Genomic DNA, 12,525 nt, shown 5'->3' with positions numbered 1-12,525 from the left:
GCAGCAGGTCAATTGACTGATACACGCGTGTTCCGAGGGGGCCGCACGCCGGCCACGCATGCCGCAATGCGGACAACGTGGAAAACCTCCCCTTCCCGGCCAAAGCGATAGGAGCAGGGGGCGAAATTTTGTAGGTTGCGCCGCCCATGACCATGCAACAGCCGATACAAGTACCGCCCCCCGACGAAGCGCCCGCTTCGCCAACGGAAGCCGTCGCGCGCGTCACGCCGATGATGGAACAGTACCTGGAGATCAAGGCGGCGCATCAGGGCCTGCTGCTGTTCTACCGGATGGGCGATTTCTACGAATTGTTCTTCGAGGATGCCGAGATCGCCTCCAGGACGCTTGGCATCGTCTTGACCAAGCGCGGCAAGCACCAGGGCGCCGACATCCCGATGTGCGGCGTGCCGGTCGAGCGTTCCGAGGACTATCTGCACCGCCTGATCTCGGCCGGCCACCGCGTCGCGGTCTGCGAGCAGACCGAAGATCCTGCTGCCGCCAAGGCACGCGGCAACAAGAGCGTGGTCCGCCGCGGCGTGGTGCGGCTGGTGACGCCGGGCACGCTGACCGAGGACACGCTGCTCGATGCGCGTGCCAACAATTATCTGCTCGCGATCGCGCGCGCCCGCGCCTCCGGCGGTGGCGACCGCTTCGGCCTTGCCTGGATCGACATCTCGACCGCCGAGTTCACCGTGATGGAATGCTCGGGCGGCGAGCTCGCCGCGACGCTGGCGCGCATCAACCCGAACGAGGCCATCGTCACCGACGCGCTCTATAACGACAGCGAGCTCGGACAGACCTTGCGCGAGCTGCCGGCCGTGACGCCGCTGACGCGCGACGTCTTCGACGGCGCCACCGCCGAAAAGCGCCTTTGCGATTATTTCGCCGTCGCGACCATGGACGGGCTGACGCAGCTGACGCGGCTGGAGGCCACGGCAGCAGCAGCCGCCGTCACCTATGTCGACCGCACCCAGGTCGGCAAGCATCCGCCACTGTCGCCGCCCGCGCGCGAAGCTTCCGGCGCGACCATGGCGATCGATCCGGCGACCCGCGCCAATCTCGAGCTGACGCGGACGCTCGCAGGCGAACGCCGCGGCTCGCTGCTTGATGCGATCGACTGCACGGTGACCTCGGCGGGCTCGCGCCTGCTTGCCCAACGCCTGGCCGCGCCGCTGACGGATGCGCCGGCGATCGCGCGCCGGCTCGATGCGGTGAGTACCTTCGTCGCCGATTCTGCCGCGCGCGAGGACATCCGCAGCATCCTGCGCGGCGCGCCCGACATGTCGCGCGCGCTGGCGCGTCTGTCAGTCGGCCGCGGCGGCCCGCGCGACCTCGCAGGTCTGCGCGACGGTATCATCGCCGCCGACCAGGTGCTGGCGCGGCTTGGCGAGCTCGATCAGCCGCCGCAGGAAATCGCCGCGGTGATGGCGGCCTTGCAGCGCCCCTCGCGCGAGCTCGCGGCCGAATTCGCCAGCGCGCTCGACGAGCAGCTGCCGCTGATCAAGCGCGATGGCGGGTTCGTTCGACAGGGCTATGAGCCCGCGCTCGACGAAGCCCGAAACCTGCGCGACGCCTCGCGCCTCGTCGTCGCCTCGATGCAGGCGCGCTACGCCGACACGACATCCGTGAAAGGCCTGAAGATCCGGCACAACAACGTGCTCGGCTATTTCGTCGAGGTCACCGCGCAGCACGGCGACAAGCTGATGTCGGCGCCGCTGAACGCGACCTTCATTCATCGCCAGACGCTGGCGGGGCAGGTGCGCTTCACCACCTCCGAGTTGGGCGAGATCGAAGCCAAGATCGCCAATGCCGGCGATCGCGCGCTCGGCCTCGAGCTCGAGATTTTCGAGCGGCTGTCAGCCAAGGCCATGACCATCAGCGACGATCTGCGCGCCGCCGCTCACGCCTTCGCCTTGCTCGACGTTGCGACATCACTGGCAAAGCTCGCGGTCGACGACAATTATGTGCGACCGGACGTGGACGGCTCCCTCGGCTTTGCGATCGAGGCCGGCCGCCATCCCGTGGTGGAGCAGGCGCTGAAGCGCAATGGCGAGCCGTTCATCGCCAATGCGTGCGACCTGTCGCCAAGCCCGGCGCAAAAGTCCGGCCAGCTCTGGCTGCTCACCGGTCCCAACATGGCCGGTAAATCGACCTTCCTGCGTCAGAACGCGCTGATTGCCCTGCTTGCCCAGATCGGCAGCTTCGTGCCGGCCGCGCGCGCGCGGATCGGCATCATCGACCGCCTGTTCTCGCGCGTCGGCGCCGCCGACGATCTCGCCCGCGGTCGCTCCACCTTCATGGTCGAAATGGTCGAGACGGCTGCGATCCTGAACCAGGCCGGCGAACGCTCGCTCGTGATCCTCGACGAGATCGGCCGCGGCACCGCGACCTTCGATGGTCTCTCGATTGCCTGGGCCGCGATCGAGCATCTGCACGAAAGCAATCGCTGCCGCACGCTATTCGCCACGCATTATCACGAGCTGACCGCGCTCTCCGCAAAACTGCCGCGGATGTTCAACGCCACCGTGCGGGTGAAGGAGTGGCAGGGCAACGTCGTGTTCCTGCACGAGGTGCTGCCGGGCTCGGCCGATCGTTCCTACGGCATCCAGGTGGCCAAGCTCGCCGGCCTGCCGCCGGCCGTGATCACGCGCGCAAAATCGGTGCTGTCCAAGCTGGAGGCGCAGGACCGCGGCCAGACCGCGCGCGCGCTGGTGGACGATCTGCCTCTGTTCGCCGTGCCCTCACGCGCGGCGGCCGAAGTCGCGCCGCCGAGCGAGGCCGAACTGCTGATGGAGGCCGTGAAGGCGCTGCATCCGGACGAGATGTCACCACGCGAGGCGCTGGATGCGTTGTATGCGTTGAAGGCGAAGCTGCCGAAGCAGTGACAGTGCCATAGGGTGGGCAAAGCGACTTGCCCGCCATAGCTCGAAGAGCGACGGCGGAAGCGTGCCCACCGCGTTTTGGACGAGATCGGGAAGAGATGGTGGGCACGGCGCGCGAAGTGCGCGCCTTTGCTCACCCTACGATTCCGTGCGCTGAGCGCTACGCCCGCGCCGCGATCGCAGCCGCCTCCGCAGCCGCGCGCTGCATGCTGGTCGACATCTCGTTCGTCACCGTACTCTGCTCCTCGACGGCAGCGGCGGTCGATGTCACGTATTCGCTGACATTGTTGATCGCCTGCTTGATCGAGCCGAGCGCGCTGACGACGTCGCCGGAGATGCCGTTGAGGCTGCCGATCTCCTGGCCGATCTTGTCGGTGGCCTGCTTGGCCTGATTGGCGAGGCTCTTCACTTCGGAGGCGACCACCGCAAAGCCGCGGCCGGCTTCGCCGGCCCGTGCGGATTCGATCGTGGCGTTGAGCGCGAGCAGGTTGATCTGTCCGGTGATGCTGTTGATCATCTCGACGATGCCGCTCATCGACTGCGCCGCCTCGGTGAGGCGCTGGGCCTGAGCATCGGCGGAGGCGACCTGCTCCACCGCGCTCATCGCGGTCTCACGGGACTTGGTCATCGCCTCGGAGATCTCCCGCACCGAAGCGTTCAGCTCCTCCGAACCGGCGGCGACCGATTCCATCATGCCGCGCACGCGCTCGTTGCCCATGCGGACCAGCACCTGACGCGTAGTGTCGGTGGCATATTTCACGACCTTGAACGGCTTGCCGTTGAGATCGAGGATCGGGTTGTAGGAGGCCTGGATGTAGACCTCCTTGCCGCCCTTGCCGATGCGCTTGTATTCGGCCGCCTGGTACTGACCGCGGTTGAGGGCGGCCCAGAACTCGCGATAGGCCGCGCCGTCGCGCTCCGTGGGCTCGACAAACATGCTGTGGTGCTTGCCCTTGATCTCGGCCAGCGAGTAGCCGAGCGCGCCGAGGAAGTTGGCGTTGGCGGCGATGATCGTGCCGTCCATGTTGAATTCGATCACGGCCTGGGCCTTGTCGATCGCCGCGATCTGGCCGGCGAGATCGGCGTTCTTCAGCTTCTCCGCGGTGACGTCCGTTGCGAATTTGACGACGCCGTAAGGTTTGCCGTTCTCGTCAAGCAGCGGGTTGTAGGAGGCGAGGATCCACACTTCGCGGCCGCCCTTGCCGATGCGCTTGAACTCGCCGGCCTGGTATTCACCGCGGTTGAGTGCAGCCCAGAACTCGCGATAGGCCGCGCCGTCGCGGTCGGCCTGCGGCATGAACAGGCTGTGATGCTTGCCCTCGATCTCGGCCAGCGAATAGCCGAGCGTCTTGCAGAAATTCTCGTTGGCGCTGACGATGGTGCCGTCGAGCTTGAATTCGATGACGGCCTGGGCACGGCTGATCGCGGCGATCTTCGACGCATCCGTCATGCTCCGGATCTTCTTCGCCGTGATGTCGGTCGCGATCTTGGCGACCATCACCGTCTTGCCGTTGCCGTCGAGCACCGGATTGTAGGATGCTTCGATCCAGACCTCGCGGCCACCCTTCGCGATCCGCTTGAACTCGCGCGCCTGATACTCGCCACGGTTCAATGCAGCCCAGAACGCCTTGTACTCGGCGGTATCGCGCTGGTCGGCCGGCACGAACATGGAGTGATGCTTACCCTGAATCTCGTCAAGCCGATAGCCGAGGGCGTCGAGAAAATTCTGGTTGGCCGTGACGATCGAGCCATCGAGATTGAATTCGATCATGGCCTGCGAACGGCCTATGGCGTCGAGCCGCCCTTGTGCATCGCTGTGGGACTTGCGACCGAACATCAAACAATCTCCATCTCGAAGTAACGTGGACAGCCCGTAGGGGAAGTGACCGCTGCGGCAACACAGCCGTATTCAAATCGACAATTCCCGCGAGTCCCTGCACTCGGATGCAGCTCGGACGAGTTCACGCCGACGACGGCGGAAGCGGGTACGTGAAATTATTCGTACGGAAAAAGCTCGAACAAAGTTCTAATAGAATTGTCGGAAACCAGCAGAACGGGGAACGATCCGGCGGGCGTCGAGAGCCGCCACCCGCGCCCCTGCGACTTGAAATGACATTTCTCATTCAATGGCTTGGGAAGATGCCGCGTTGCCCGTCGGCATGAGATGCCGTCTCCGACATGTCTTTCGCGACGCGGTGTCGCGCGTGTCCGTAGTCTCACGGTCCTTGCCGCGCCCTGTGCATCGTTCGCCGGCCGATTCCCCACAGCGTCAGATTCCAGGCGATGCAGGTGCCGAGCGCGAGACACAGACCGACGGCCGAGCCGAACGACACGACCGCAACGTGCAAGACGGCAATCGCCGTGCCGAATCCGAGCAGGCCCCAGGCGGAGTTGGCGAGCACCGCCGCGGTCGGCGGGCCGCCGATGCGCGGATGCAGGATCACCATGATGCTGGAGAACACCACGGGATACAGCGCGATAATGCCGCTGATGCGGGGTCCCACCCAGCCCGAAGTCGAGACCACGATGGCGACCAGGGTCGCGACCAGCGCAGCCCGCATCGGCACGTCGTACCAGCGGCGCGTGACCAGAGGCATCTTCACATGGCGATAGCCCGCCAGGAGCGGAATGCAGATGCCGAAGGCGATCAGATTGGCGGCGAGCCCGGCGGTGAGCGACCAGTCGAACTGGCGGATGATCGAGGCCAGCACGATCCAGACGGCAACCGCGCTTCCACAACTCACCGCGAAACCATGCCGCTGCGCCAGCACGACATAAGCGAGGCACATGAAGATCGTCGCCGCATTGATCGGAAGGCTCGCCAGCGAACCCTGCGCGATGAACGCGGCATCGTGGTCGAGCGCGAGGAAGACGTAGGAGGGACCGGCCGAGATCGGCAGGGTTGCGACCAGCGCGCCGATCACCGGACCCGCGCGCTCAGTGATGATCGAGGCCGTCACGACGAACGCCGCCGCGATCGCCATGCGCAGGAGAAGGAAGAGGAAGAAGTGGAGATCGGGGGACATTTTTGGCTTCTTACCCTCCCCTGGGGGAGGGTCGGCTCATATTGGGCGCAGCGAAATATGAAACGGGGTGGGGTGACAGTCTCTCAACGGCGACGGTGCCCGAGTGGAGAGATCACCCCACCCCGCTCGCGCTATGCGCGATCGGAGGGTAAGAGACTCACATCCGCTGCATCGACACCGACACCTTCGGGCCGTTCTTGATGGTCTGATAGACCACGCAATATCGCTCGGTCAGCTTGAGCAGGAGATCGAGCTTGTCCTGCGGCGCCGATGTATCGACCTCGAAGCGCAGACGGATCTCGGCGAAGCCGACCGGGGTCTCCTTGTCGACGCCGAGCGTGCCACGGAAATCGAGATCGCCCTCGGCATAGACGTTGCCGGTCTTGAGCGGCACCTCGATCGCAGTCGCGACCGACTTCAACGTGACCCCGGCACAGGCGACGAGCGCCTCGAGCAACATGTCCCCGGAGCAAAGCTCGAGGCCGGAACCGCCGGTCGCCGGATGCAGGCCGGCAAGCGCGATGGCGCGGCCGGTCTCGACCTTGCAGGCGATGCCTTCGCTGTCGGTGGAGCCCTTGGCCTTCAGCGTGATCAGTGCGGTCTTGGGATCGGTCTTGTAGCGCTCCTTGATCGGAGCCTGCATCTGGCGCAGCTCTGCAGCGTCCATTTTCGTTCTCTCCCGGAAAATTGACCCTCGATGTACCGGTTCAGAGCGAAATTGTCACCACCACATGGCCTGACCGGGACCCTGGGTTGCGTCACGGTCGGGCACGTTGCGGTCAAGCGAACGGTCGAGTGACGTCAGCACACTTCGCTTGAAATTCTCGAACAGCGGCGAATTGCGGTCGCGCGGCCGGCCGAGATTGATCTCGATCTGGTCGAACAACCGGCCCGGCCGCGGCCGCATCACCAGCACGCGGTCGGCCAGCACCACGGCCTCGTCGACGTCGTGTGTGACGAGGATGAGGGTCGGCCGCGTGTCCGCCCAGAGGTCGAGCAGATGATCCTGGAGATCCCTGCGGGTGAAGGCATCGAGCGCGGAGAACGGCTCGTCCAACAGCAGCACCTCCGGCTGCGGCACCAGCGCGCGTGCGATCGCAACCCGCTGCGCCTGTCCGCCGGAGAGCTCGCGCGGCCAGGCCTGCGCCTTTTCCGCCAGCCCGACGCGTTCGAGCGCACGCGCGACCTTCTCGCGGCGCTCGGCCGCGGGCAGATCGGCGAGTCCAAAACCGATATTGTCGGCGACGCTGAGCCAGGGTAGCAGCCGCGGCTCCTGGAAGATGATGCCGATCTTGGCATGCGGCGAGACGATCGCCTCGTTGTCGAGCGTCACCGTGCCAGCGCTGGCGCGATCGAGGCCGGCGATGGCACGCAGCAGCGTGGACTTGCCACAGCCGGAGCCGCCGATGATGGCGATGATCTCGCCCAGCCTGATTTCAGCGGAGAAGCGTGAAAGCGCCTGCACGCCGTTGGGATAGGTCTTGCTGACCCGGTCGAGCGCAAGCATCGCCTCAAGCTCCCTTCGCGCGCCCGAAGGCATCCTGCCAGCGCAGGAAAGGCGCGGCCGCGACCTCGATCAACCAGTCCGTGAGCTTGCCGAGGATGGCGAAGATCACGATGGCGGCGAGGATCTGCGCGGGCTTACCCAGCTGCTGGCCGTCGAGCAGGAGATAGCCGAGGCCTTCGGAGGCGCCGATCAGCTCGGCTGCGACCACGAACATCCAGCCGAGGCCGAGACCGACGCGCAGGGAAACCACGTAGGCCGGCAGCACCGCCGGCAACAGGATGCGACGAATCATGGCGAAGCCGGAGAGGCGAAAGGTCCGGCCGACCTCGACGATCTTGCGATCCACCGAGAGGATCGCGCCCATCACGCCGAGATAGACCGGAAAGAACACGCCGACCGCGATCAGCGCGACCTTCGAGGTCTCGAAGATGCCGAGCCAGAGGATGAACAGGGGCACCCAGGCGAGCGAGGGAATCGCCCGCAGCGCCTGCACGGTCGGATCCAGCAGCCGGCGCGCCAGCGACCAGTAGCCGGAGACGGCCCCCAACAACGTGCCCGCGACCACGCCGAAGGCGAAGCCGAGCCCGACGCGCCACAGCGTCGCTATGACGTGGCGGACCAGTTCGCCGGAGCGGGCAAGTTCGGCGATGGTGGCAAAGACGCGCGAAGGCGGCGGCACCAGCCGGCCGTTGGACCAGCCGAGCCACACCACGAGCTCCCAGCCAAGCGCGAGCGCGAGCGGCAGCAGCAGCCCCAGCATCGGCCGCGCATAGCGCGCCATGCGCGAGGGCGCGGCGGCGCTTTCGGCGGGTTCCGAGGATTGTTGCAAGGCTGGCGCGTCGGAGATCATGGCCATTAGCAAGCGCGTCCGGTCGGGGAATGCAAGGGTGCCTCTTACCCTCCCCTGGAGGGGGAGGGTCGTGGGCATGCAGCGAAGCGAAATGCACAGCGGGGCGGGGTGACCTCTCCTCACGGGACTGCCCGAGAGGAGAGATCATCCCGCCCCGCTCGCGCTACGCGCGATCGACCCTCCCCCTCCAGGGGAGGGTAAGAGAAGATCAATTCGTCGGCAGCGGGACCTGATCGTCGATCAACGCATCCAGCGTCGCCTTCACGTCGACCTTGGCATCGACGACACCGGCTTGCTGGAGGGCGAGGCCGGCGGCGAGGATCGATTCGCGCTGGGGCGCGCCGATGCGGCTGTGGGTGAGCTCGGTGCGCTCCTTGAGCTGCTTGTCGACGACGGCCTCGGGGAGTTTTGTGACCGCGATGAAGGTCTTCTTCAGCTCGTCGTAATTGGCCAGCGAATATTTGCGCGCCTCTTCGTACACGGCGAGGACGCGGCGGGCAGCGTCGGGATAGTCCTTCAAAAACTGCTCGCGCACATTGAGGATGCCCCAGGTGTTGGCTTCGGCCTTGCGGTAGAACAGCTTTGCGCTCTCTTCGACCTCGGCCTGCGCCATCATCGGATCGAGGCCGGCCCAGGCATCGACGTCGCTGCGGATCAGCGCGGTCTTGCCGTCGGCGTGCTGGAGCAGCACCGGGGTGATGTCCTTTTCGGTGAGGCCCGCTCCCAACAGCGCGCGCACCAGGAAGATGTGCGGATCGGTGCCGCGCGTCACCGCGACGCGCTTGCCCTTGAGGTCGGCCACGCCGGCAATCTTGGAATCCTTCGATGTCACCAGCGCCGTCCACTCAGGGCGCGAATAGACATAGATCGACTTGATCGGGTTGCCGTTGATGTGGGCGACCAGCGCCGCCGAACCCGCGGTCGAGCCGAAATCGATCGAGCCGGCATTGAGGAATTCGAGCGCCTTGTTGGAGCCGGCCGACTGCACCCAGGTGACGGTGATGCCGTCCTTGGCGAACTCCTTCTCAAGGAGCCCCTTCTGCTTCAGAACCATCGACACCGGATTGTAGGTCGCCCAGTCGATGCGGATTTCCTTGAGCGGATCGGCCGCCTTGGCCGCGGGGGTCACGGCGAGCGCAATCGCTCCCGCCAACAGAATGCGTCGTGTAATTCCGGTCATGCCCAGCCTCCTCCAAAACTTCATTGTTTTTCAATGAGTTATACCTAGAGGTCAACGAGAAAATCCGTCCCTCGAAAGCGCGCCGGCCGAGAACAGATTTGCCAAAAGCCGCGCCTTTCCAGCATGGAACGACTATTGCCAGAGAATGGCGGGTGACAGCGCCTGTCACCTCTTATATCCGGTGGGACATGGACAGCGTCACGACTGAGCACAAGGCCGAGGTGGATGATCGTTTCGACACTGCGCGGATCACCGCCGCGGTCGATGCGCTTGCCGAAAAGCACCAGGGACGCGAGGACGCGTTCCGCACGGCCATGGCGCAATTGCTCAAGGCCGAGCTGATCGCGGCACGCGCCGCGGCACAGGAAATCCTTCTGAAGGACCGCCACGGCCGTCGCTGCGCCGAGCGGCTCTGTCATGTGCAGGACGAGATCATCCGCATCCTGTATTCGGCGGCGACCCGCCATCTCTATCGCTCGCCGATCCCGAGTGGCGCGGAGCGCATGGCGGTGGTCGCGACCGGCGGCTACGGCCGCGGCCTGATGGCGCCCGAATCCGACATCGACCTGTTGTTCATCCTGCCCTACAAGCAGACCGCCTGGGGCGAGCAGGTCGCCGAAGCTATCCTCTATTGCCTCTGGGACATGGGGCTGAAGGTCGGCCACGCCACGCGATCAGTGGACGAGTCGATCCGGCAGGCGCGCGGCGACATGACCATCCGCACCGCGATCCTGGAGACGCGCTTCCTCACCGGCGACAAGCCGCTCTATGAGGAGCTGGTCGCGCGCTTCGACAAGGAGGTCGTGCAGGGCACCGCATCGGAATTCGTCACAGCCAAGCTCGCCGAGCGCGAAGAGCGGCACCGCCGCGGCGGCCAGTCGCGCTATCTGGTCGAGCCCAACGTCAAGGACGGCAAGGGCGCCTTGCGCGACCTGCACACTCTGTTCTGGATCGCCAAATATGTCTACCGCGTCCGCGACACCGGCGAGCTGGTCGAGCGCGGCGTGTTCGATGCGCAGGAATACCGCAGCTTCCGCCGCTGCGCCGATTTCCTCTGGTCGGTGCGCTGCAATCTGCATTTCTACTCCGGCCGCGCCGAAGAGCGTCTCTCCTTCGACCTCCAGCGCGAGATCGCGGTGCGGCTCGGCTACACCTCGCATCCCGGCATGCAGGATGTCGAGCGCTTCATGAAGCACTACTTCCTGGTCGCCAAGGAAGTCGGCAACCTCACCGCCATCCTCTGCGCCAAGCTCGAGGACCAGCAGGCCAAGCCCGCGCCGGTCCTGAGCCGGATGATGGCGCGGCTGCGGCCGACCGCGGCGAAGCGGCGCGTCCCCGACAGCGACGACTTCATCGTCGACAACAACCGCATCAATGTCGCCGCGCCCGACGTGTTCAAGCACGACCCGGTCAATCTGATCCGCATCTTCCGCCTCGCGCAGAAGAACAACCTCGCCTTCCATCCGGATGCGATGCGCGACGTGACGCGATCGCTCGGCCTGATCAACGCGCAGATGCGCGAGAATCCCGAAGCCAACCGGCTGTTCATGGAGATCCTGACCTCCGACAACGCCGAGATCGTGCTGCGGCGAATGAACGAGACCGGCGTGCTCGGCCAGTTCATCCGTGCCTTCGGCAAGATCGTCTCGATGATGCAGTTCAACATGTATCATCACTACACCGTCGACGAGCACCTGATCCGCTGCATCGGCTTCCTCCAGGACATCGAGCGCGGCGGCATCGAGGAATTCGCTTTGGCCAGCGACCTGATGCGCAAGTCCCGGCCCGAGCACCGGTCGGTGATCTACATCGCAACGCTGCTGCACGACGTCGCCAAGGGCCGGCCGGAGGACCACTCGATCGCCGGCGCCAAGGTGGCGCGACGGCTGTGCCCGCGGCTTGGGTTCAGCCCGGCCGACACCGAGCTCATCGCCTGGCTGATCGAGGAGCATCTGACGATGTCCACGGTCGCGCAGTCGCGCGACCTCTCGGATCGCAAGACCATCGAGAATTTCGCCGCCGTGGTGCAGTCGGTCGAGCAGATGAAGTTGCTGACGATCCTGACCACCGCCGACATCCGCGGCGTCGGTCCCGGGGTGTGGAACGGCTGGAAGGCGCAGCTCTTGCGCTCGCTGTACTACGAGACCGAGCCGGTGCTGACCGGCGGCTTCTCGGAGGTCGACCGCGGCAAGCGCCTCACCGCCGCCTACGCTGAATTCCGAAATGCCTTCGCCGAATGGCCGGCGGAGGAGCTCGATGCCTATATCGGCCGGCACTATCCGGCCTACTGGCTCAAGGTCGAGCTGCCACGAAAAATTCGCCACGCCCGCTTCGTCCGCTCCAGCGAACAGGCCGGCCACAAGCTCGCGATCAATGTCGGCTTCGACGAGGTGCGCGGCGTCACCGAGCTGACGATCTTCGCGGCCGACCATCCGTGGCTGCTCTCGATCATCGCCGGCGCCTGCGCCTCGGCCGGCGCCAACATCGTCGATGCCCAGATCTATACCACGACCGACGGGCGCGCGCTCGACACCATCTCGATCTCGCGCGAATACGACCGCGACGAGGACGAGGGACGGCGCGCCACACGCATCGGCGAGATGATCGAGGACGTGCTGGAAGGCAAGCTGCGCCTGCCTGAAGTGGTGGCGCGGCGCACGGTGCGCAGCAAGGCACGGCCCTTCGTGATCGAGCCTGAGGTGACCATCAACAACCAATGGTCCGACCGCTACACCGTGATCGAGGTCTCCGGCCTCGACCGGCCCGGCCTGCTCTACGAGCTGACCACCGCGATCTCGAAGCTCAACCTCAACATCGCCTCCGCCCATGTCGCGACCTTCGGCGAGCGCGCCCGCGACGTGTTCTACGTCACCGACCTCCTGGGTGCGCAGATCAGCGCGCCGACCCGCCAGGCCGCGATCAAGAGCGCGCTGACCCATGTGATGGCCGGCGACAAGGCGGTCCAGCCGGCGGCGTGATATAGTCTGTCATTCCGGGGAGCGCGTAGTGCGAACCCGGAATCCATTCATCCGCGGAGTCGGTGGCAGGATGGATTCTCAGGTGCGCAATTGCGCACCATA

The 12,525-nt window shown here is 65.5% G+C and carries 8 protein-coding genes; 2 read left to right on the top strand and 6 right to left on the bottom strand.

From position 1 onward, the window contains the following. Positions 1-146 precede the first annotated feature (146 nt). Complete coding sequence (gene mutS, locus GGD66_RS27735; RefSeq protein WP_183259576.1) at positions 147-2,885, top strand: DNA mismatch repair protein MutS; 2,739 nt, start codon at positions 147-149, stop codon at positions 2,883-2,885. Between the two features lie 157 nt (positions 2,886-3,042). On the opposite strand, the gene GGD66_RS27730 is transcribed toward mutS, so the two are convergent. The 6 genes from GGD66_RS27730 to GGD66_RS27705 all read right to left on the bottom strand — a co-directional run bounded on the left by GGD66_RS27730 (position 3,043) and on the right by GGD66_RS27705 (position 9,445). Further along, the gene (locus tag GGD66_RS27730) at positions 3,043-4,719 is read right to left on the bottom strand and encodes a PAS domain-containing methyl-accepting chemotaxis protein (protein WP_026201728.1); all 1,677 of its coding nucleotides are present in this window, start codon (positions 4,717-4,719) and stop codon (positions 3,043-3,045) included. Between the two features lie 379 nt (positions 4,720-5,098). Beyond that, positions 5,099-5,908, bottom strand: a complete 810-nt coding sequence (locus GGD66_RS27725; protein ID WP_183259575.1) for a hypothetical protein — start codon at positions 5,906-5,908, stop codon at positions 5,099-5,101. A 157-nt stretch (positions 5,909-6,065) separates the two neighbouring features. Continuing rightward, entirely contained in the window at positions 6,066-6,575 is a 510-nt protein-coding gene (locus GGD66_RS27720) for an OsmC family protein (protein ID WP_028139616.1), read from the bottom strand. A 54-nt stretch (positions 6,576-6,629) separates the two neighbouring features. Then, on the bottom strand, positions 6,630-7,415 hold the full coding sequence (locus tag GGD66_RS27715; RefSeq protein WP_018319533.1) for an ABC transporter ATP-binding protein: 786 nt from the start codon (positions 7,413-7,415) through the stop codon (positions 6,630-6,632). A 4-nt stretch (positions 7,416-7,419) separates the two neighbouring features. Beyond that, positions 7,420-8,265, bottom strand: a complete 846-nt coding sequence (locus GGD66_RS27710; RefSeq protein WP_183259629.1) for an ABC transporter permease — start codon at positions 8,263-8,265, stop codon at positions 7,420-7,422. Between the two features lie 208 nt (positions 8,266-8,473). Next, a complete protein-coding gene (locus GGD66_RS27705; protein WP_183259574.1) occupies positions 8,474-9,445 on the bottom strand; it encodes an aliphatic sulfonate ABC transporter substrate-binding protein in 972 nt (323 codons plus the stop codon). A gap of 188 nt (positions 9,446-9,633) precedes the next feature. Between GGD66_RS27705 and GGD66_RS27700 the strand changes: the two genes are divergently transcribed. After that, on the top strand, positions 9,634-12,423 hold the full coding sequence (locus GGD66_RS27700; RefSeq protein WP_183259628.1) for a [protein-PII] uridylyltransferase: 2,790 nt from the start codon (positions 9,634-9,636) through the stop codon (positions 12,421-12,423). Positions 12,424-12,525 lie beyond the last annotated feature (102 nt).

Source organism: Bradyrhizobium sp. CIR48, from assembly GCF_014198315.1.
Taxonomy (GTDB): domain Bacteria; phylum Pseudomonadota; class Alphaproteobacteria; order Rhizobiales; family Xanthobacteraceae; genus Bradyrhizobium.
Note: the sequence above shows the minus strand (reverse complement) of the source record. Positions and strands in the feature narration are given on the sequence as shown.

Excerpts from the sequence above, each read along its gene's own strand:
- GGD66_RS27700 (WP_183259628.1), top strand. The coding sequence starts at position 9,634 with ATGGACAGCGTCACGACTGAGCACAAGGCCGAGGTGGATGATCGTTTC.
- mutS (WP_183259576.1), top strand. The coding sequence starts at position 147 with ATGACCATGCAACAGCCGATACAAGTACCGCCCCCCGACGAAGCGCCC.
- GGD66_RS27730 (WP_026201728.1), bottom strand. The coding sequence starts at position 4,719 with ATGTTCGGTCGCAAGTCCCACAGCGATGCACAAGGGCGGCTCGACGCC.
- GGD66_RS27705 (WP_183259574.1), bottom strand. The coding sequence starts at position 9,445 with ATGACCGGAATTACACGACGCATTCTGTTGGCGGGAGCGATTGCGCTC.
- GGD66_RS27715 (WP_018319533.1), bottom strand. The coding sequence starts at position 7,415 with ATGCTTGCGCTCGACCGGGTCAGCAAGACCTATCCCAACGGCGTGCAG.
- GGD66_RS27725 (WP_183259575.1), bottom strand. The coding sequence starts at position 5,908 with ATGTCCCCCGATCTCCACTTCTTCCTCTTCCTTCTCCTGCGCATGGCG.
- GGD66_RS27710 (WP_183259629.1), bottom strand. The coding sequence starts at position 8,265 with ATGATCTCCGACGCGCCAGCCTTGCAACAATCCTCGGAACCCGCCGAA.
- GGD66_RS27720 (WP_028139616.1), bottom strand. The coding sequence starts at position 6,575 with ATGGACGCTGCAGAGCTGCGCCAGATGCAGGCTCCGATCAAGGAGCGC.